Source organism: Sulfuricurvum sp. (assembly GCF_049277495.1).
Taxonomy (GTDB): Bacteria; Campylobacterota; Campylobacteria; order Campylobacterales; family Sulfurimonadaceae; genus Sulfuricurvum.
In genome coordinates this window covers 1-21,357 of the sequence record NZ_JBASYM010000008.1, presented here as the reverse complement: position 1 = coordinate 21,357, position 21,357 = coordinate 1, and the positions used below count along the sequence as shown (strand labels likewise).

Here is a 21,357-nt window from a genome sequence, read left to right as displayed (position 1 = left end):
GATGTATTTAGAAAGCAGAAGAACATTTTTAAAAGGTACCGCTCTTACTGTAGCGGGTGCCGCTATTGCAAAAGGTGTATTTTCGACCGATGCGATAGCCGAATCAATTGAAAAAAGTAAATTTACCAATACTCCCGATACTCTCTCATTCTATCCTCCGATGGATCAGTGGGACGGTTTCCAAGAACTTGACGGTACCGATTGGAAGCGTGGCGGTATCGATCGTCACGGCGTACAAAGTGAAGAAAACCCTGATGGTATTTTAGTTCGTGATTATATGCTTATTCCTACGGCGTGTTCAAACTGTGAAGCGTCATGCGGATTGACGGCTTGGGTTGATAAAAAAACTTTTACAGTCAAAAAATACATGGGGAACCCGCTCCACGCAGGTTCACGCGGACGTAACTGTGCAAAAGGTTATGCTACACAATCGCAAATGTATGATCCGGATCGTATTCCGTTCCCATTGAAACGTGCACCTGGTTCAAAACGCGGAGAAGGTAAATGGATCCGTACGACTTGGGATGAAGCGATGACGACCATCGGTAAAAAGATGGGAGACACTCTTCGAAAAGGGGATGAACTCTCTAAAAAATCGGTTATGTACCATGTCGGACGCCCAAATGAAAACGGTTTTGTTCCTCAAGTATGGGAAACATTAGGACTTGATTCATACAATTCACACACCAACATTTGTTCGTCAAACGGACGTACACCGACAATCTGGACGGCAAATGATGACCGTACCAGCCCGGACTGGGGAAATGCAAAACTTGTTTTCCTCAATTCATCTCATGCAGCTGATGCGGGGCACTATTTCCAGCAAGCAGCCGGATATATTGCCGATGCCCGTAAAAAGGGTGCAAAAATGGTTGTTATGGACCCTCGTATGTCCAACTCCGCCGGTATGGCCGATTTATGGATCGCTCCATGGCCAGGTACGGAAGCAGCTATCTATCTGTATCTTGCCAACCGTATTCTCAATGAAAACATGACAGACAAGAAATTTGTCAAAAAATGGTTCAACTGGGAAACATTGATGAATGACAGTGATCATCTCAACTTCATGGTGGAGAAAGGGTACATTAGTAAACTTCCTGCCGGACGTGATTTTGAGAGTTATCTTGAAGTTCTTAAAGAGATGTATTCAGCATACACTCTTGATTTTGCCGTTAAAGAGACTCACGTTCCTGCTTATAAGCTTGAGCAGCTTTATGATATGTTTATCTGGGCAGGAGATGCGATTTCTACCTATATCTGGCGTGCAGCTGCCGCAGGTAACCGTGGTGCATGGATGGGCGGACGTACAGCGTACTTCGCAATAGGTCTTCGCGGTGCCATCGGTACAGTTGGGGGGACATTCTTTCACCACTGGCATGTTATCTCAGTAGGAGGCAAAGGGGGAAGTTCAACTGTCGGTCAAGGTATGGCCGGTGCAGATGTACCAAAAGTTAAAGTCTGGAATGAACTGACTTGGCCGCCTGAATGGCCATTATCGACCTATGAGCTTTCGTATCTTTTGCCGCATTTGCTAACGGATAAAGAATGGCAGAAAAAATGGAACGATCGCGGATTAAACGTTCCGAGCAAACTTGCGGTATATATCCCTCGTATGTATAATCCGGTATGGATCAATCCGGATGGATTCCGATGGTTGGAAGTGCTTAAAAATGAAGAGATTATGGAATTGACGTTAAACCTTTCTCCTGTCTGGTCTGAAACAAACTGGTACATGGACTATGTCCTTCCGGTAGGACTTGCAGGTGAGCGTCATGACCAGCACTCGGAAGCAACACTCCCTGCGCGTTGGACCAGTTTCCGTCAGCCGGTATTGCGTGTAGCCCTTGAAAAATCGGGATGGAAACCAAAAAATCCAAACCGTGCAACATTGGAAGCGCACATCAAAGCCGGTCTCGGTGAAGTTTGGGAAGAGAATGAGTTCATGTTTGACCTTTGTGTCAACTATATCGACCCGGACGGAAGTCTCGGTGTTAAGAAAATGTGGGAATCCAAGCGTCATCCGGGCAAACCGGTTACCATTTCCGAATGGTATGATGCAGCATTTGGGGATAACCTTCCTAAACTTAAAGAGACTGCAACGAACGACCCGCGCTACATGAACGAAGAGTTCCCGGTTTATTCGTACATGCGTGATCACGGTACATGGCTGGAAGAAGATAAGATCTATCATGCGATGGAACGTGAACTTAAATTTGAAGACGGTGAAGTGATTTCACACGGGCACAAATTTGCAGCTTCTACGATGAGTGTCGGTGCCCATGGTATTATCAGTGCTAAAGATCACGCAGGCAAAGAGAAAAAGATCGGTATTGAAATCGACGGTAAGAAAATGGAAGGGTTCGCTACCCTTACCAAAAAATTGGAATTCTTTACCCAGTGGGCTGTTGATTGGAAATGGAAAGAGTATGCGCTTCCTTTCTATCCGCGTAGTGATGCGGAAAAAGTTCAAATGCCTCACATCGTATCGCATGTCAATCACATGTATATGAAAGAGGGGAATGAATTCGCACTCAATACGGTATTCCGTTTACCGTATAACATTCATACCCGTTCAGCGAACTCCAAACATTTGATGGAGATCAGCCAAAATCACGATCCGATCTGGATCAGTACACCGGATGCTAAACGTCTCGGATTCAAACGCGGTGATGCTATCCGTGTGCGAATTGTCGATACGGTATCCGGCTTGGAAAGCGGATATTTTGTTGCTATGGCTGTACCTACAGAGGGTGTTCTTCCGGGAACGCTTGCTTGTTCACACCATGGCGGACGCTGGAAATTGACGAATGCTGTCACGATTCCAAATGGTGTCAGTGACGGTAAAGTCGGTTCAAGTGTATCTAAACCTGATCTGACCAGTAAAGAGTTCCTTGCTGAATCTCCTGCAAATGCAGGTCGTGAGGGCGGACAAATCAAAATTGACGATTACAGCGGTACTACTGGAATCAACAGCTTCGGTGTCCCGGTAGCTGAGATCCAAATGGATGGAAAAGAAGGTAAACTCAAATATGTTGAGGGTATCAAACCTTTCCATGCAGAGCGTTTTGCGGAATATAACCGTGACTCCGGCAATATCTGGTGGGACGGCTTAAGCGGATCATGGCAAAATGCCGTTGCCGCTTGTCATCCTGACCCGGTTTCGGGAATGCACTGCTGGCACCAAAAAGTTATTCTTGAACCGATTCAAGCTGGAGATAAAATAGGTGATATCTATGTCAACTATGAAAACAATCTCGGAGTTTATAAAGCTTGGAGAGATCAATTAACACGCGGTTTGGATGAAAATTCAACCATTCGTCGTCCTCGTCATATTAAACGACCATGGGTTAGTCTCGATCCTTCGTCATATGATGTCAGTATCAAGTCGTAAGACTTGATACCCCCTAATAGTACACTCTCCTTATCCGCTTTTCAGCCTGATAAGCTACAATCTCTCTACATTATTAAAGGTCATTGGAATGGATGAAATTATCGCACGCAGTAATTTATATGCGTTATTATCACGTATATTACTCCAAGAATTGGATGTTGAACGCTTGGAAATACTTCGCAGTGACGCTACAGTTTTAGAATTTATGCCACATTGGCGTGATTGGGAACATCGAGAAGGTGTGGAAGCCCAAAAACTATTGGAAGAGTATCTGAATCCTGATTTTACCAATATCTCATTACTCCATCTGGTTCCTTATGAGACGTTTTATACCCGCAGTGATCAGATGATCGAGACCGGCGGAGCAAATCCGGTTACTGACATCTACAGCGCCTATGATTTTGTTGTTGATTATGCTGTGGCACGTGTCGTTTCATCGGATCATATCGGAATTGAAATGGAGTTTATGCACCATTTATGTGAAGCACAACTCAAAGCTTATGAGGAAAACGATACCGAAGCCGTCCATGAATTAATCCGTGTACAGCATAACTTTTTAAATACCCATTTGCTCCGTTGGGCACCGATGTATCTCATCAACATGAAATATGAATCGCGTACCCCTTTGTACTATGATACGGCAGAGATGGCGTTAGAATTTATCCTGTCCGATAACGAAACATTGAGTGCTTTGGTCCAGCCGTGAGTCTTTTACAGCTTTCCCCGGCACAATGTGTTCGCGCCTTGAGTGTCAATTCGCTATGTACTCATTGCAGTGACAGCTGTCCTACGGGTGCGATAACCTTATCCGGCCGTCTACCCTCTATCAATCAATCATTGTGTGTCGGGTGTGCCGGGTGTATCTCCGTCTGTCCGAGTGAGGCTTTGAGTCTGGATGATTTCAGCGCGACCGAGTTTTTCTTTTCGTTTGCTTCGGAAGAGGGGAACTTGGTTTCGTGTCAAAAAAATCTTCCCTGTATCGCTGCGCTCTCTACGGAACATCTGATTGCACTTGCCGCTCTTAAAAAAGGGCTGGTCCTTGATATCGGACATTGCTCTGGATGCGAGATCGGAGAAAAAACCCTTTTGTCGGTACAAGAGAGGGTTGAGAGTGCGAATTATCTTCTGGAGGCGATAGACTCCTCCGAGTCCATCGTTTGCAATGAAGTATCGTATTTCTCGGATGCATCGGCGGAAGTAAAAGACCGAAGAGATTTTTTCAAAACGTTTCATTTGAAAGAGATCGGAAAAGTACGCGGAAATTTTGAGAAAGAGATCCAAAGTACAACCGATGAATTTATCGAAGCGATGATTGACAGTTCGCATACCAAAGAGTTACGAACCAAAAAAATTACCGACCGCCGCAAACTCTTTTTTACGGCGTTAAAGCGTTTAGAAAAACCTTCCGTCTATCATGTGGTAGAGGGGGATAAAATCGGATTCACCTCCCAAAAGATAATGGATGAGGCAAAGTGCACCGCCTGTGAAATGTGTTATCGTGTATGCCCTACAGCGGCACTTACTTCCGATATACGCAATTCGAAAATTGATTTTGACCCATTTTTATGTGTCAAATGTCATCTATGCCATGATGTGTGCGAAAGTGATGCCATTACCCTTTCAACATCGTATAATTTGAAAGATTGGTTTGAACCGAAAGTACAAAATCTTGTCACTTTTTCAGTACGGCGGTGCGATGAATGTGATGCACTTTTTAGCTCAGTTACCGGTGAACGGATTTGTCGACGCTGTCGTTTGGAAGATGAAGAAGCGCGTGAATTATGGGGGATAGTGTAAATGATGAACAATGACAATGCCATAACCGTAGAGACAAAACTTTATGGCTATATAGCCCAAGAGGCGCACAGCAGCCGTTTTTCGGCTACGATCAATAAGCTCTTCAAAGAAAATGGGGTCAATGCCATGATGATTCCGATGAACATCAGGGAAGATGACGTAACATTTACGATTTCACAAATGCGCAGTTCCAAGCTCAACGGTGCAATTATCGCGAGCGAATATCAAGAAGAGGCTTTTGGATTGCTGGACCGTGCTTCTGCCCTGGCAAATCAGTCCGGATACTGTGACTGCATTTTTATCGAGAATCAAGAATTGATCGGCGATTTGATAGCTCCGAGAGCACTGGAAAAATATGCCGAAAACAATGAATTCGCAGATGAAATTGCCATGCGCTCAATGTGTCAATATCTATATGAAATAATTTTGGGAGAAAATGTATGAACAGCAGTGATTTAAATGATCTTAAGGCCGAATTTGACAAATTTATTCGGGATAAATGCGACACGGATGAGTGTGAAACAGATGTAAATGAGAATGATCCGGATAATGAACCGGTTCCGGCATTTGTCGATGAATTGGCGGATAAACTTCTGGCACCATTTCACAGCGGTGTCTATTTTTCACGGCTGGATATTAAACGGGTAGCCGAAGCGATCGATGAATCGATTCCTATCAAAGAGCGCAAGAGAATGATCAAAGCGCTGTTTCGCCATACGACTAAAAAAGAGTATTTGCGTCAGGCATTTGATGAATTCAATCGACATTTTGGCGGACGTGTTCTTATTTATCAAGAACTTTCCGAAGCATTTCCCGCCTCGAAAGGAATATTTGATGAAAATATTCTCAAAATAAAAAAGACACAAAAAATGTTAGATCAGATCGTGCTGGATTTTGAAGAGATTGAAGCGACTGATGAAGCAATGATGATTTAGTTAATTTCTGATAGTAGCCAGCTGTCAGAACTCTAAGCCGCAAGCGCTACTTACAGACGTTAAATGTAGTGCAGGCGAAATATTTTCTTCTCTTTTGCCTATTTTTCTCCTCACCGTACCTTGAATAAATAATAATATTGCTAGAATAGGAAAACATGAATTTTATTAAATCCAATTAAAAAAAACTCTCTCTTTAGAGTTGATTTTATTGTGACGAAGTACAGAATGAAAAAGCAGGGGTTCTATGACTTTTAAACGGCGTATTCAATTATTTATTACCTTGTTAATATTGGCTGTTTCAACTATTTTGACAACCTATTTTCTGTATCATGAAGAACAGATGGCAAAAGAAAAAGCGCTGACTTCTTCACAAAATATCAAAATGATTTATGATTCAATCCGGAAAGATTTAGAAGATTTTTACATTTATCGGGCATATGCCAATCTCCGTTCGCCTGGGATAGAAGAGGCGATGATTGCACGTGATTCGGATAAACTCTATCAGCTTGTATCTACGCGTTACAAAACACTCAGAGAAGAAAATCATCATCTTATTGTCATGCAGTTCCATGCTCCGGACGGAAAATCTATTCTCCGTATGCACCGAAAAGAGATACGCGGTGATGATATCGCATCCCGTCGGCCAATGTTAAAAAAATTGCACAGGATGCAAACGGTACAAGCCGGATTTGAAGGGGGGATAGAAGGGATTGCCTATCGAGTCGTGGTACCGCTGATCGATCATAATTCCTATATCGGGGCACTAGAATTTGGGTTTGATCCGGATGCCATCATCGATAAATTGATCCACGCTACCAAAATGGAGACGATGTTTCTGCTCCACGAAAGCCGCATGGCTGCGGCGGATGGTCAAAAATATCAGGCAGAATACAGCGGATACCATTTTTCTCATTTAACACCGTATCAGAAACCGCTGATTGAAAGTTTTGTAAAAAACAATCCTGCGTTGAATCAGCGGATCATCCATTATAAGGGGAAGGATTACGATGTTATTCCGATTCATCTGACCAGTAACGGCGGAAAACCGGTCGGTTTATTCTTATCCTTTAATGATGTAACGAGAGGGTATCAAGAGGCATATGAGATCATTTTAGAGAGTCTGATGGTCACGGTTGCCATTATCCTGATTCTTTTAGGGATTGTTGAATATGTGTTTACCCGAATGACGAAAAAGCTAGTTTACCAGGAAGCATATACAGCTACCATTTTAAATTCCCAAAAAAATATTATTGTGGTAATGGATAACGGAAAAATTATGTATGCCAATAACGCTTTTTTTGATTATTTTCATTATCGGTCATTAGAAGAATTTCGTCGTCATCATCAATGTGTCTGTGAATTTTTTGAAACGTCGGAAACGGAAAAGTACCTGCAGCCCGAAATGGAAGGAATGGCATGGACAGAATATATCTTAAAGTATAAAGAACGTGAGCACAGGGCCAAAATAACCATAGAGGGGAAAACTTCAACCTTTGTAATAGACGTGCAAATGCTGGAATATGAGAATGCACTTCGTTATGTGATTATATTTAATGACATAACAAATCTCAATAATTTAGCGACTTTGGATCGTCTTACCCAGATCGCAAACCGTTTTGAATTTGATAAAATATTGGGACATTCAATGGAAGTCGCCCGACGGTATGAACGGCCGCTGTCCGTACTTCTTCTGGACATAGATCATTTTAAAGCCGTCAATGACAACTATGGACATTTGATCGGGGATGAAGTGCTAAAAACATTTAGTGAACTTCTGCGCAGACAGATCCGTCAAAGTGATGTTGTTGCACGATGGGGAGGCGAAGAGTTTATTATCCTGCTTCCGGACACCTCTTTGCCCTCTGCGATTAAAATGGCAGATGCATTGCGTCAGAGAATCGAAGTGAATTCATTTGATACGGTTGGAAAATTGACCTGTTCCATCGGGATTGCGGAGTTTAACGGTATTGAAAGTGCCGATGATTTATTGCACCGTGCCGATGAGAAGCTCTATAATGCAAAAAATAATGGCAGAAATCGGATTATGGCTTAAACAAAGCTCGCTATTTTTAGAAAAGCCTGCCAAAGCAGTGCCGAGGTGATTCCGGCGGCAAATCCGGCGATGATATCATCTCCCATAACCCCGAGCCCACCCTTGGTCTCACGGTCGATTCGGCCGATAATCGAGGGTTTTCGGATGTCATAAATCCGGAAAAATACAAAGCTGAGCAAAATTTGTACGGCGATACCGTTTTCCCACTGAAAGAGTTCCGCCATATTAAATCCGATACCCGGAGCGATCGAGAGGGCGAACCACATCCCGGCCAGCTCATCGATGACAATACGGCTGTCATCATGGTTGTTGGATGTGCTTTCGTACTGATTGATACTTTTAATGGCGATAAGGGTGATTAAAAAGGCCGCTAAAAAAAGGGTTTGAGAACCGAAATACATCAAAATGGCAATACCGAGCGGGAGAGACGCGATAGTCCCCATTGTTCCCGGGGCTTTAGGGAAGAGACCGCTGTATCCGACAGTGAGAAAAAACCATTGAAATTTCATATTGTATCCTTTAGGTGAGAGAAGTCGTTTGATACAAACGCATCAGTTCGACATAAAAATCTTTTTCACTGTGTTCTTCGAGCAATCCGTTAACGGGCATAATATCGTAATAGAGTTTGGCCAAATTTTTAAATCGGTTAGGATATAAGGACGCAACGATCATCGAGGAAATCTCTTTGCGAACGAGTACGGCAGGAGGTAAGAGCCCTTGCTGCATAAGCTCTAAAATTGATTCGGAATGATACGAAATATGGTGATGATGGCCGTGCGGACAGGTTTGAACGCTGACGAGTGTTTTACATTGGTTGCAGTAGACGTATTCACTCGAAATGCCGACTTCGATATCAATGCCGATCAATCGGTCAAGAATCGACTTATTGGCATTATGGTCATAATACATCCCGATTCCGGCATGATTTTGACCGATGATAAGACGGTTGCATCCGTAGTTTTTGGCAACGATGGCATCCAGTATGACCTCATTGCTGCCGGCAAAAATATAGCTGCTTTCCAAGGGAACGATGACGACGCGGTTATGCGGAAGATAGTTTTCGACAAAAAACTTGAGCGTATCAAAACGGAGATCATATTTTAAATTGGCATTGTTGTAGGGTTTCAATAAGAAAATCACAATCAGGTCGGTGCGGTCCAGACTCTGTCGGATAAGGCGCTCATGCGCGCGATGGAGGGGATTGGCTGCCATAAACAAAGCCGTCGTATGTTGTGCGCCTATCTGTTCTTTTGCCTGATTGATTTTGTCTTGAATCGACTGCACGCTGCTGAGATCGATAGTATAATCACCGCATATCGCATATTTTCCCAGCCGTTTATGCGTAGCGCTGACTCCGGGATGGGAGAGATCTTCGGTTCCGTAGATTTGGTGGAGACGTTCACGCGGATCGATGGGATAAACTTCATCGACGCAAAGCTCACCCACGATTGCATTATCACAGATCAGGTTAAGAATTTCACCTTTGTGGGCACTGGTCAGGACGGTTTCGTTGACTTTTCCGCTTGGGGAAAGAATGAGAGGAAAAGGGAACGTCTTGCCCAAGAACATTCCGCTGCTCAGAACCTCTTTGCTTTGCTGCTCATTCATGAGTGCCGTAACAGGGCTCAGCATTCCGGATTTCAGTAACGTTAGGGCCGATACGGCCTCTTGGTCAATATAGAGAGCTCTATTTTTTCTTGACGATGCCATATTTCTTTCTCTTTTCCCATAAACTTTTGCGCGAGATACCGAGCTTTTTGGAGAGTTCCGTATCCGGAAAACGATTTTGGAAATGGACCATAATATATTTGACATACTCTTCGATCGGTAGAATCTCCCCTTGATCGAAGAGATGGTTTTCACTTTCGATTTCAATCAGCTTGAACGGAGGATTGTCAATGGGATCGGTGCTGGCCACGATACATTTCCGATTCGCGATGAGTTCATAGAAAGCTTTGTGCTCACTCTTTTTAAGGTTTTGGAAATCGGTGATAAAAAGAATCGAGTCATCATTGAGGGAGGCTATATCACTGAATGCTTTAGCGGATGAGAGGGAGATAAACTGGAGCGTTTTATCATGATGTGCCGCATAGCGGAAGGCAAATGCATCGGCATATTTTTGGTATCCGCTGCAAATAAAGAGAGGGAGTTCGGTTTTCTCCAGATCCTCATCGACATTGATCGAATTAAACGTATGGGCAAGATAGCGCTCATACGTTTGGTTTTGACGGCGCATGCGTTCATGATTTTGGAAATGTTGGATTTTACGGATCAACTCTTCGATCATAAACGGTTTGAGGATGTAATCTTTTGCTCCGGCGGCAAGCGGTTTGGAAACGGTATCATTGCTGACATAACTGACCATTAAGATAACAACGGCATTTTTATACGCATCGATGACCGGATAGATGTCTTGGCCGCTGATGTTCGTTGAGAGCAAAACGACATCATACGGTATTCCGCGAAGTCCTTCTTTTGTTGAGCTGGAGATATCGCAGTTGTGGCTTAGATCGCTAAGCTTAGACGCGATACTCTGAGCAAGATAGATTTCATTTTCGATAATGAGTATGTTCATCCGTGTTTCCAATCAAAATAGTGTACTGATGCGGTTGCGATTACCCCTAGACCTTCGCTGCGGCCGATAAACCCGAGATGCTCGGTCGTTGTCGCTTTGACATTGAGACGGGCAGGGGGGATATGCAGTAAAGAAGCAAGGGTACGTCGCATCTGATCTTTGTAGGGGGAGATTTTCGGTGTTTGCGCGATAATGGTGATATCCGCATGCAAGACAACAAATCCAAAACTATGGAGCTTTTCGATACATCGAGCCAAAAGCAGCTTAGAATCAATGTTTTTATAGAGATTATCGGTATCGGGAAACAACATTCCTATATCGCCTAAACACGCCGCACCCAATAGGGCATCGATGAGTGCATGTATCGCGACATCCCCGTCACTGTGGGCTCTGAATCCGACAGGACTCTCAATCGCCACTCCGCCGAGTACCATCGGCTTTCCTTCTTCGAAGGGATGAACGTCAAATCCGTTGCCGGTAAAGATAGCGGATGAGGGGGATTCGAGACATTCGAGTGAGGCTGTATCTGCTGTGTGCGTTATTTTGGCTGCGCGCGGATCACCGGGAATAAAATAGCGTGTTCCGCCGGACGCGACAACAGCGCTGCTCTCATCCGTATATTCCGTATCACTTTTAAGAGCACGGCGCAAGACCTCAGTTTTGGAAAGCTGCGGCGTCTGAATCCGTTTGACACGTTCGCGTTCAATCGTTTCATCTCCGTAAACAACCGTATCGTGAACATCGAGAGCCGGGACGATGGTATCCGCCAGATTTTTGTGGGCGATGAGACGCGCGATAAGGTCGGGATCGATACAGGCTCGGGCAATGTCCGAGACCATAACATAAGGGGTATTTACTTCTTTTAGGGCATTTTTTAATGACTGCTGTCGAGTCTCTCCGCCGGCAACCACGGTAAAATCGCATAAAGGGGTCATAAAAGGGATTTCATCTGCATGAGCGGATAGAATAATGGTGGCATCGGGGAGGGACTCTTTGATACGGTTTGTAACATAAAGCCATAAAGGATCATGGCCAATACGGAGCCATTGTTTTTTTACAGGTACTTTAAAACGTGATGAGTTACCTGCGGCAAGTAAAACAAGGGTTAAATCAGACAAAATGTATCCTATTTTGTAAACTGTTACGAAATTATACACTTAAAAAGCTTTTTTTTATCTTGTTTGCGATAAATTATAAAGTATATCAAGGGGAGGGAATGATTCATTTCCTAAATCCACTTGAAATTTTTTATCTACATTGAAACAAATACGACCCTTTTAGGGGGTCTTATTTATAAGTCCAATAAAGCTTTTGTAAACTATTAAGGAGTAAGTATGAGAACCGCATGGGTCGCCAACAGACAAAACGACACCGTTCGTACTCAGATGTATTATGCCAAGCAGGGTATTATTACCGAAGAGATGGCGTATGTCGCCAAAGTAGAAGAACTCGATCCTGAGTTGGTTCGTTCCGAAGTAGCACGGGGGCGATTGATCATCCCTGCCAATATCAATCACAAAAATTTGGAACCGATGGCGATCGGGATTGCCGCACGCTGTAAAATCAATGCCAATATCGGTTCATCCGCTATTGCATCTGATGTTCAGGGAGAGATTGAAAAGATTCAGGTTTCTCAGCACTACAAAGCCGATACGGCAATGGACCTTTCAACCGGAGGAGATTTGGACGAGATTCGCCGTGCGGTGATCGCCAATTCCAAAATTCCGATCGGAACCGTACCTATCTATCAGATTTTGCATGATGTACATAACAAAATCGAAGATTTGAGTATTGAGGTCATGTTGGAAGTTTTAGAGCGTCAAGCACAGCAAGGGGTGAGTTATTTTACGATTCATGCCGGCTTTTTGCTGGAAACGATGCCCAAAGTTGCCAAGCGTAAAATGGGAATCGTCAGCCGCGGCGGATCGTTGATGGCGGCGTGGATGATGCATTATCATCGCGAGAATCCTTTTTACACAGCCTATGATGACATTTTGGATATTTGTGCCCGTTACGATGTATCACTCTCATTGGGGGATTCGCTCCGTCCGGGATGTTTGGCCGATGCAAGTGATGAAGCGCAGCTCGGCGAGCTCAAAGTCCTCGGTGAATTGACGCTTCGTGCTTGGGAGAAAAACGTTCAGGTAATGATCGAAGGGCCGGGACACGTTCCTTTAAATCAAATCGAACGCAATATGAAGATTCAGCGTGAATATTGCCATGAAGCGCCGTTCTACATTCTAGGACCGCTGGTTACCGATATTGCAGCAGGATATGATCATATCAGTTCGGCTATCGGTGCGGCTGTCGGTGGATGGCACGGTGCATCAATGCTGTGTTACGTTACCCCGAAAGAGCATTTGGGTCTTCCGAATGCAGAAGATGTCCGTGCAGGGATTATCGCGTATAAAATCGCAGCTCATGCAGCGGATATCGCCCGTGGCCGTAAGGGTGCCCGCGATATCGATGATGCTATGAGCGATGCTCGATATGCGTTCGACTGGAACCGTCAGTTTGAATTGGCGCTTGACCCTGAACGTGCGCGCGAATATCATGATGAGACATTGCCGCAGGATGTATTTAAAGAGGCGGAATTTTGTTCCATGTGCGGACCGAAATTTTGCAGCTACAAAATTACGCAGCAAATTATGGAAAATCCGGAATCAATGGCATGGATAACGGAAGAGGCAAAAACACAAAACGTTGGCTAAGAACGCCATGAGAGCAAAGCCTCTTTGGGCTGCGCTGGCCGTTAAGACATTCAAACTTGCCTTTAACGAGGCAAAAAAAAATCTACAAGGAGATATATTAACATGACAGAAGAAATTGTAAAATCAGCATTATCAAAAGTTACCTATCCGGGTTTCACGAAAGATATCGTGACATTCGGATTTATTAAAGAGATTAAAATTGAGGGGTCAAACGTTCAAGTAACGATAGACATTACCTCCAGTGCTCCGGAAGTAGCTCACCAGATCACAACCGAAGCAACGGATGAGTTGAAATTAGCAGGTGCCGCAGACGTCGTTATAAACGTACAAGCGCCTAAGATGCCTCGTGAGAGTTCTTCTAAAGGTAAAAACATTGCCCCACAAGTGAAAAACTTCATTATGGTCAGCTCAGGGAAGGGGGGCGTCGGTAAATCGACGACTTCTGTCAATCTTGCGATTGCTTTGGCGATGCAAGGGAAAAAAGTGGGTCTTTTGGATGCCGATATTTATGGACCGAATATCCCTCGTATGATGGGGATTGACGGAATCAAGCCTGAAGTGGTCGGAAACAAAGTTCTTCCGATCAAAGCGTACGGGGTAGAAGTGATGTCAATGGGTTCATTGATGGAAGAGGGGCAATCGCTTATCTGGCGCGGTGCGATGATCATGAAAGCGATCGAGCAGTTCTTGCGCGATATCGTGTGGTCAGATCTGGATTGTCTCGTTATCGATATGCCTCCGGGTACTGGGGACGCTCAGCTTACTTTGGCGCAAAGTGTTCCGGTTACTGTCGGTGTAACGGTTACGACTCCTCAAATGGTATCCCTTGATGATTCACGCAGAAGTCTTGATATGTTCAAAAAACTTCATATCCCGATCGCGGGTGTTGTAGAGAACATGAGCGGATTCATTGCGCCGGATACCGGTGTCGAATATGATATCTTCGGCAAAGGAACGTCTGAAGCGATGGCGAAACAATTTGATACCCATATTTTGGCACAAATTCCGATTGAACCTTCTATCCGTACAGGCGGAGATGAAGGTAAGCCGGTTACTTATTGTGTTCCAACCTCAGAAACGGCAAAACGCTATATGAAAGCGGCTGAAGATTTATGGGCAAGTATCGAAAAAATCAATGCAGAGGGCGGCGTTGATAATCAAGCGATCCAGCCTAATACTCCTCCGGGCGTTTCAGCGTGTTCTACGGCTGCAGCACCGAAGCAGGAAGCTCCTGCCGGCGGAAGCTGCGGCACAGGCTGCGGCTGTCACTAAACCCTGCCTTTCCTCCGATTTCCGGAGGAAAATCCCCCTTTTTTTAAATTCTAATCTTTTTTTCAGTATAATCGATCTATTTATGTAATAAGTCAGGAATAATGAAAAAAGAAAAAACATTTTTTACCCTTGCTCTCAGTATTCTCGCCGTTATGGCTCTTTTTGTCGCGGTTTTGCTGGCAACATTTCGATATATGGGATTGCAGTCCGCAGAGAGCAGGGCGCAGTTAGCCGGTAATATCGTTCGTGAATCGCTGACTTCTCATATGATTACCGGAAGCAGCGAGTATCAAGAGAGATTACTTCAGCAAATTGATGCTCTGGAAGGAATCAAAAGTACATGGATCGTACGTTCTGAGGCATTAAGCCGACAGTACGGGCAGGGGATCCATCCTCAAGAACCCCGCGATGATATCGATCGTGCCGTTTTACGAGAAGGGAAAAATATTGAAAATATATCAGGGACACTGTTTTCCGATACGCTTTATCGCCTCACCATTCCTTATGTCGCAACGGAAAAAGGAAAAATCGATTGCTTAAGCTGCCATGATGCCAAGGTGGGTGATGTATTAGGTGTTGTATCCATTGAAATGGATATTAATGATCTAAAAGTAACCGGACTGGTAGCAGCGATAGTCGCCATTTTCGTATTAATCACTTTAACCTTTTATCTTTTGAAAACAGTTCGCCGCTTTATTGCTTCGTATAAAGAGACGCTTGAAGCAGTTGCCGTGACTATGGAAAAGGCTGAAGGGGGCGATTATAGCTATCGAATAGAACAGCATGAAAGTGCTGATGGATACCATGCCGCGATGTGGACCAATGCTTTAATGGAAAAGCTGCACTCGACTCTTTTGGAAAGCAGTCAAAAAATGGGAGCGTTGATCCAGATTGACAAACCTAATAATGATCCGCTCTATACGCTTCAGATGGGTGTGCATCAACTCTACGAAGTAGAACGTTTCCGTACCGCCATCGAGAAAGACCAAAATATCGAAGAGGTATACGGACGGATCATTGCCTTGCTGCGGACGCGGTGGGAACTTAGTGATTTTAATATTCTGGAAGTCAATCCGATGAATAAATCAACCCGGATCGTCCATTCGGAAAAAACACTTTTGTGTGACGCTGTCAGCGGGTGCCGTGCCGATCATGCTACGGAAATGATCGATTCAACCCAGTGCGAAATTGCTTGTCCGAAAATGATCGATCCTGATGCCCATTATGTATGCCGAAGCTATCCGATTGTTGATGAACTCGATATTGTGATTTCGTTGGTAAGTTATAATGTGCGTGATATGGCGAAGAGCCGGTTGGCACTTGAACAGTTAGGAAACTATATTAATGCTTCACGACTTCAAATTATTAACAAAAAACTCCAGCATTCGGTTCGTATCGATCCGCTGACACAGCTCTATAATCGCGCATATCTGGAAGAATTGAGTAAACTGATCAATGCGCAGTCTACCCGTACAATGATCCCTTACGGGCTCTTAATGGTCGATATGGATCAATTCGGGGTCATCAATCAATCGTATGATGCACAGGTTGCCGATGAAGTGATTAAAGCGATGTCGCACAACATTCAAGAACATATCCGTCAAGGCGACATTACCATCCGTTACGGAGGAGATATGTTTGCAGTTGTATTATACGATTATGATCAGGATGAGGCCGTGGAAGTCGCTGAGGCAATCCGCCTCTCTTTCAAAAAGAAAATCCGCGTCAACACCTACGCTATTTTAAAAACGGTGAGTATCGGAATCTCATTCTTTCCGGCACAAACACAGGATATGGCTGAGGGGATAGAGTTTGCGAAGCGGGCATTATTGGAAGCAAAACATGCAGGCGGGAACTGTTCTCTTGCCTACAATGCGGAAACAATGCCGATCTAGAGACACATCTACACGATGAGAGTCTATCAAGAAGATTGCGCTTGATTGTATGAGGTCGAAAGATGCAGGTTTCTGTCGCCATGTGAGTGGTATATAAAGAGAGGTTTTAAGTGGGGGTGAAGAGAGCCTCTCGGGAGCACTCTCTCTAACGCGGTATACGGATTAAAACTGCTCTCCGCCCGTAAACATCCGTTCTTCAAACTCAATAACACGGTTGCGTCCGGTATGTTTTCCTTCATAGAGGGCAATATCTGCAAACTTAATAACTTTCCAAATAGAGTCGGCTTGAGACGGAAAATGGGCGATACCGATACTGAGGGTTTTCTCAACGGTATTATTGCCGAATTGGAATTTTTTCTCATTAAAGCGCATCCGGATTTTTTCGGCGACTTGTGCTGCACCTTCGGGTGTCGTATTGTACAGGAGAACTAAGAACTCTTCTCCTCCGTAACGGATTGCAAGATCGGCTTTACGGATATTCTCTTGGAGGATTTCGGCTAAGGCTTTAATAACAACATCTCCGGAATCATGCCCGTACGTATCATTGACCATTTTGAAAAAGTCGATATCAATCATTAAAATAGCATAGGAGATATTGGAACGCAGCGCCTGCTCCGAACTTTTATCGATAAACTCTTCCAAAAAGCGACGGTTATAAAGACGTGTCGCGCCATCGCGGAGTGAAGAATCCCGCAGTTTATCCATCAATGTACGGCTTTCGATGACCGCTTTTGCCGCTTCAAAATAGTTTTTGATACTCGGCAAAGAGAGGTTCATCGTCTCGATATCATGTGCATCTTTTGCCGAATAAGAGAGAATCAGCGCCAAATCGTCATTGATATTGAAGGGGATACACGAATATTCTATCGCCTCGGCACAATTGCTGCAGATATTTGGAAAGTCCGTTGAATAAACATCACTGGCAGTACGGTAAGCACGGCATTCCAATGCATCTTTATCCGCGACAGGAAGACAAAAACTTTTACCGTCGGTAATATGAATCAGTTTACGTTCTTTCGAATTTTTATCCACTTCATAAAGGGCAAAGTGGGTAATGCCGAATTTTTCTTTCAAAACATAAACGAAGCGATCATAAATAGCTTCTTTATTGCTGTCAAGCTCGATTGTTTTTTTGAATTTATAGACATCGGAGAGCTCTTGAATAATTATACTTGCGGTACTGAGGGGGTCAGAACATGAGATATTCGAACGGGAAGCAAAGGTGTTAAGATTGTGCTTGATCCCTCCGAACGTCTCTTCCATTTTTTGAAACAGCGTATTCATTTGCTCGGCGACTTCACTTCCGGCATCTTTAAGGGTTGTTGTAAATCGGAAAGTGAAATCTCCGGTTCGGGCACGTTTGATCCCTTGTTGAAGATTTTCAAAAAGTTTCATATAAGGTTTGAAATAGTGGTTGGTAACCCAAAGGGCGATGATAATAAAAATGACATTGATGGCAAAGATCTTGGCTATGGTCATAGCACCGGTTTGGCGAATGTCATTAATATTGAACTCCATACTGATGGCCCCTAAGACATCCCCTTCTTTGGCATTGTGACATGCAAGACAGTTCGGGGTACCATAGGCAGTGGCAATATAGGGAATCGTTACACGTAAAATAGCATTTTGTGAATCTTCACGGATTTCACGGACGATAATCCCTTCTTGGAGGACTTTATTGTCCATGGCATCTCTGGGATGCTCGTTTTCCATCCCCTCACCATGCTGTTTAACGACATTTTCAGACCGTACAATCCAGAGTTTTTGGACATCTTTGATGTTGGCAATATTGGAGAGAAAAAATGCCCGTTTATCCATCATACCGTTGACCATATGGGCCGTTAACCCGTCCCGTACAATTTCAGCCGTCATTTTCGATTTTTCGATCGCGTTGTTATAGCCGTAATCACGGAAGTTAAGGGCAACGTTGGTAATGGTGGCTACAGCAAGTCCGATGAGCATCAAAGCAACAATCAGTAAAATTCTACGATTAGTATTCATGGATAAAAGCCTTATGGTTTAGTGAAGGTAAAAATTTTATTTAGTGACAATAACTAAATAAGTTTTAAATATAGATGAAAGTAAAAGAAAAGCTACGGTCTATTCGACCGTAACGCTTTTTGCGAGGTTTCGAGGCATATCCACATCATTTCCTAAACGGATTGCAATTTCCATTGATAAGAGTTGCAAAACAACCATCATCTCAAAAAATTCCAGCATGTAGTCATCGGCATGGTGGGTACGTATATGATCATCGGCTTTGTCAAAATCAAGCGGACTGATCGAACAGATGGTTGAATCCCTGGCACTTAACTCTTCGATATTGCTTTTGGTTTTTTCGTACAGCATATGTTGCGGCAGCAAAGCAATCGTAAAAAGCTCCGGATCGGCGAGGGCAATAGGACCATGCTTCATTTCTCCGCTCGGATATCCTTCCGCATGGAGATAACTGATCTCTTTGAGTTTGAGTGCCCCCTCCAGTGCAAGAGGGAAAAACACATCCCGTCCGATAAAAAAGAAACCGTGTCCGTGCAGGTAACGTTTCGAGAGACGGCGCAGTTGTTCGTGAAGGGCTGTTTCAACACTGACGGCAGAGGGAAGGGCGCGTAAGAGAGCAATTTGACGTTTTATCTCAGAAACTTCGAGTGTTTTTCGCATTTCACCCAGCGTCAGGCTGAGCATCCAGAGTACACATACCTGAGTAGCGAATGCTTTGGTCGATGCGACCCCTTTTTCAATTCCGGCACGGGTAAGGATGCTGGCATCCGCCAGACGAACCATGGAAGAGTTGTCAACATTACAGATAACCATCGTTTTGAGGCCATTGCGTTTGGCCATTTTGAGACTCTCCAGCGTATCTGCTGTTTCGCCGCTTTGGCTGATAACGACAAAAAGGGTATCGGAGGTCAGAAATGGTTCCCGGTAGCGAAATTCACTGGCAATTTCGACCGATGTTCGGATTTTAGCATGCCGTTCGAGCAGATATCCGGCAACCAATGCAGCATGATAGCTGGTACCGCAGGCGCAAAGTTTGATTTCATTGATCCCTTCAAAAAGGGTACTGTCCAATTCTTCAAAATAGATGCTTTCATCGCGTAGCCGTCCTAAAAGGGTATCGGACAAAACACTGCTTTGTTCATAGATCTCTTTTTCCATGAAAAAGCGATAGCCCTCTTTTTGGGCGGAAAGCTTGTTTTCAGAGAGAGCGGTAAAACGCAGAGGTACGCTATGGTGATGCTCGTCATACAGAGCGATTCCCTCAGATGAAGCGTATCCGTAGTGACCGTCTTCAAGATAGATCACTTCGTGGCATTTACCGATGAGTGCGGCATCGGAAGAACCAAACAAGGTCTCATTGTCACGGTTGCGCCCGATAATCATCGGAGAACCGTGCTTTGCAAAGAAAATAGTCCCTTCCGCATCTGCGTTTACAAGCAGTATGGCATAGGCACCTTTGAGTTGGGAAAGAGTTTGTTTAAACGCATCAAACGGAGCAGCCCCTTTTTTAAGTTCATGTTCAAAAAGATGGACAATGACTTCGGTATCCGTCTGGCTGAGAAAGGATATCCCCTCTGCGCTCAGCATGGTTTTAAGCTCTTGATAATTTTCGATAATACCATTGTGGACGACGTAAGAATTCTGTCCCAAGTGGGGATGGGCATTCAATTCTGTCGGTTTTCCGTGGGTTGCCCAACGTGTATGCCCGATACCAACGGAAAAACCGCTGCTCTCGTAATCTTTTGCTTTTTCTTCGAGATTGACAAGTTTTCCGACTGCTTTAAAAAGAGAGAAGTTCCCCGCTTGTAATACGGCGATTCCTGCGGAGTCATAGCCTCGGTATTCGAGTTCACGAAGCCCGTCGATCAATATTTGCTTAACCGGCTTAACTCCGATGTACCCTACAATACCGCACATGTTTACTCTCCTACTAATTTATCTATTATTTCGCGCGCATTATCGCACATCCTGTTTTGTTTTTCAATTAAGAAATGGTCACGTGCGATATTTTTGTTGGTATGGATTTTTGCTGTAGCGATATTGATGTTCGCTTCATCGAAACATTGTACGAAATACGCTAAAAGTCCCCGTTGATTTGCCGTCGTGAGATTAAGCTGTGCGTAATTGATCGAGTGGTCACATTCAAGCGTAATTTCGTTTGGTTTGATAATAGGTTTGGGGAGGACGAGCTTTTTGGACATATCAAATGCTTCTTCGACAATCATTTCAATTTGTTCCATTGTTCCTTCCAGGGGACGCTGTAAAAATTCAATTTTAAAGTATTTGATCCCATCGAAAAGGGTGAAAATATCCATGGAAGCAACATCCAGATAACTGAGTTTACCGAGAAGATATCCCAAGTTGAGAGGAATTTTACGGAAAATATGGATAATCAGCCCCCCTTCCATGTCCAGTTGGTAGGTAAATGTCTGACATTGAAAAGCCTCTTTTGAAATATTGATAATTTCGCTTGGGGTATGTTTGAAGAAAAAAAGATTTGATTCGATGGAAAGAACTTTTTTCTGCTCGATTTTACTGAGATGGGTAAACTCAGGATCGTTTGTAAGCCGTTTTTCTTTATTGACCCGTTTGATGGCATCGGTGATACGGTCGTTTTGGGATGCAATTTCAAGGGAAGCTTGATAAAGTTCTTGGAGCAAATTGGCACCGAAACTCGTATAGGTCCCCGGTCCGACACCGTTGATATCGGCATAGGTCACAATATAGAGA

At 44.0% G+C, this 21,357-nt stretch carries 15 protein-coding genes and 1 pseudogene; 9 read left to right on the top strand and 7 right to left on the bottom strand.

The features are described from left to right. The first annotated feature begins 1 nt into the window (after nt 1). The 6 genes from WAO38_RS01410 to WAO38_RS01385 all read left to right on the top strand — a co-directional run bounded on the left by WAO38_RS01410 (nt 2) and on the right by WAO38_RS01385 (nt 8,176). A complete protein-coding gene (locus WAO38_RS01410; protein WP_422233863.1) occupies nt 2–3,391 on the top strand; it encodes a molybdopterin-dependent oxidoreductase in 3,390 nt (1,129 codons plus the stop codon). A gap of 88 nt (nt 3,392–3,479) precedes the next feature. After that, nucleotides 3,480–4,097 carry a TorD/DmsD family molecular chaperone gene (locus WAO38_RS01405; protein WP_422233625.1) on the top strand — a complete coding sequence of 206 codons (618 nt, stop codon included), beginning with the start codon at nt 3,480–3,482 and terminating at the stop codon, nt 4,095–4,097. After that, nucleotides 4,094–5,188, top strand: a complete 1,095-nt coding sequence (locus tag WAO38_RS01400) for a 4Fe-4S binding protein (protein ID WP_422233623.1) — start codon at nt 4,094–4,096, stop codon at nt 5,186–5,188. Before WAO38_RS01405 ends, WAO38_RS01400 begins: the two co-directional genes overlap by 4 nt. Next, entirely contained in the window at nt 5,189–5,632 is a 444-nt protein-coding gene (locus WAO38_RS01395; RefSeq protein WP_422233621.1) for a hypothetical protein, read from the top strand. After that, nucleotides 5,629–6,123, top strand: coding sequence for a hypothetical protein (locus tag WAO38_RS01390; RefSeq protein WP_422233619.1), 495 nt, complete (start codon nt 5,629–5,631; stop codon nt 6,121–6,123). The genes WAO38_RS01395 and WAO38_RS01390 overlap by 4 nt, the downstream gene beginning before the upstream one ends. Before the next feature lie 244 nt (nt 6,124–6,367). Further along, nucleotides 6,368–8,176, top strand: a complete 1,809-nt coding sequence (locus WAO38_RS01385; protein ID WP_422233617.1) for a diguanylate cyclase — start codon at nt 6,368–6,370, stop codon at nt 8,174–8,176. Here WAO38_RS01385 and WAO38_RS01380 read toward each other — a convergent pair. The 4 genes from WAO38_RS01380 to WAO38_RS01365 are packed head-to-tail and all read right to left on the bottom strand — an operon-like array spanning nt 8,173 to nt 11,869. Continuing rightward, a complete protein-coding gene (locus WAO38_RS01380) occupies nt 8,173–8,685 on the bottom strand; it encodes a phosphatidylglycerophosphatase A (RefSeq protein ID WP_422233615.1) in 513 nt (170 codons plus the stop codon). The genes WAO38_RS01385 and WAO38_RS01380 overlap by 4 nt on opposite strands. Nucleotides 8,686–8,695: 10 nt before the next feature. After that, entirely contained in the window at nt 8,696–9,886 is a 1,191-nt protein-coding gene (locus tag WAO38_RS01375; RefSeq protein ID WP_422233613.1) for a sulfate adenylyltransferase, read from the bottom strand. Continuing rightward, the gene (locus WAO38_RS01370) at nt 9,864–10,751 is read right to left on the bottom strand and encodes a hypothetical protein (protein WP_422233611.1); all 888 of its coding nucleotides are present in this window, start codon (nt 10,749–10,751) and stop codon (nt 9,864–9,866) included. The genes WAO38_RS01375 and WAO38_RS01370 overlap by 23 nt, the downstream gene beginning before the upstream one ends. Further along, nucleotides 10,748–11,869 carry a bifunctional 2-C-methyl-D-erythritol 4-phosphate cytidylyltransferase/2-C-methyl-D-erythritol 2,4-cyclodiphosphate synthase gene (locus tag WAO38_RS01365; RefSeq protein WP_422233609.1) on the bottom strand — a complete coding sequence of 374 codons (1,122 nt, stop codon included), beginning with the start codon at nt 11,867–11,869 and terminating at the stop codon, nt 10,748–10,750. The genes WAO38_RS01370 and WAO38_RS01365 overlap by 4 nt, the downstream gene beginning before the upstream one ends. Nucleotides 11,870–12,085: 216 nt before the next feature. On the opposite strand from WAO38_RS01365, the gene thiC reads away from it, so the two are divergent. The 3 genes from thiC (at nt 12,086) to WAO38_RS01350 (ending at nt 16,629) form a co-directional block, all read left to right on the top strand. Then, entirely contained in the window at nt 12,086–13,462 is a 1,377-nt protein-coding gene (thiC, locus tag WAO38_RS01360) for a phosphomethylpyrimidine synthase ThiC (protein ID WP_422233607.1), read from the top strand. A gap of 102 nt (nt 13,463–13,564) precedes the next feature. Continuing rightward, nucleotides 13,565–14,734, top strand: coding sequence for a P-loop NTPase (locus WAO38_RS01355; RefSeq protein WP_422233605.1), 1,170 nt, complete (start codon nt 13,565–13,567; stop codon nt 14,732–14,734). A gap of 101 nt (nt 14,735–14,835) precedes the next feature. Continuing rightward, complete coding sequence (locus WAO38_RS01350; protein WP_422233603.1) at nt 14,836–16,629, top strand: GGDEF domain-containing protein; 1,794 nt, start codon at nt 14,836–14,838, stop codon at nt 16,627–16,629. Between the two features lie 162 nt (nt 16,630–16,791). On the opposite strand, the gene WAO38_RS01345 is transcribed toward WAO38_RS01350, so the two are convergent. From WAO38_RS01345 to WAO38_RS01335, 3 genes and pseudogenes are all read right to left on the bottom strand, one after another. Continuing rightward, nucleotides 16,792–18,630 (bottom strand): diguanylate cyclase, encoded by a 1,839-nt coding sequence (locus WAO38_RS01345; protein WP_422233601.1) that lies wholly within the window; start codon nt 18,628–18,630, stop codon nt 16,792–16,794. A 99-nt stretch (nt 18,631–18,729) separates the two neighbouring features. Further along, nucleotides 18,730–20,544 carry a glutamine--fructose-6-phosphate transaminase (isomerizing) gene (gene glmS, locus WAO38_RS01340; RefSeq protein WP_422233599.1) on the bottom strand — a complete coding sequence of 605 codons (1,815 nt, stop codon included), beginning with the start codon at nt 20,542–20,544 and terminating at the stop codon, nt 18,730–18,732. 2 nt (nt 20,545–20,546) lie between these two features. Next, nucleotides 20,547–21,357, bottom strand: a pseudogene (locus WAO38_RS01335) (phosphohydrolase); the annotation flags it as partial.

Coding starts and splice junctions, on each gene's coding strand:
- WAO38_RS01395 (WP_422233621.1), top strand. CDS start 5,189: ATGATGAACAATGACAATGCCATAACCGTAGAGACAAAACTTTATGGC.
- WAO38_RS01370 (WP_422233611.1), bottom strand. CDS start 10,751: ATGAACATACTCATTATCGAAAATGAAATCTATCTTGCTCAGAGTATC.
- WAO38_RS01380 (WP_422233615.1), bottom strand. CDS start 8,685: ATGAAATTTCAATGGTTTTTTCTCACTGTCGGATACAGCGGTCTCTTC.
- WAO38_RS01375 (WP_422233613.1), bottom strand. CDS start 9,886: ATGGCATCGTCAAGAAAAAATAGAGCTCTCTATATTGACCAAGAGGCC.
- WAO38_RS01350 (WP_422233603.1), top strand. CDS start 14,836: ATGAAAAAAGAAAAAACATTTTTTACCCTTGCTCTCAGTATTCTCGCC.
- WAO38_RS01390 (WP_422233619.1), top strand. CDS start 5,629: ATGAACAGCAGTGATTTAAATGATCTTAAGGCCGAATTTGACAAATTT.
- WAO38_RS01345 (WP_422233601.1), bottom strand. CDS start 18,630: ATGAATACTAATCGTAGAATTTTACTGATTGTTGCTTTGATGCTCATC.
- glmS (WP_422233599.1), bottom strand. CDS start 20,544: ATGTGCGGTATTGTAGGGTACATCGGAGTTAAGCCGGTTAAGCAAATA.
- thiC (WP_422233607.1), top strand. CDS start 12,086: ATGAGAACCGCATGGGTCGCCAACAGACAAAACGACACCGTTCGTACT.
- WAO38_RS01355 (WP_422233605.1), top strand. CDS start 13,565: ATGACAGAAGAAATTGTAAAATCAGCATTATCAAAAGTTACCTATCCG.
- WAO38_RS01385 (WP_422233617.1), top strand. CDS start 6,368: ATGACTTTTAAACGGCGTATTCAATTATTTATTACCTTGTTAATATTG.
- WAO38_RS01410 (WP_422233863.1), top strand. CDS start 2: ATGTATTTAGAAAGCAGAAGAACATTTTTAAAAGGTACCGCTCTTACT.
- WAO38_RS01405 (WP_422233625.1), top strand. CDS start 3,480: ATGGATGAAATTATCGCACGCAGTAATTTATATGCGTTATTATCACGT.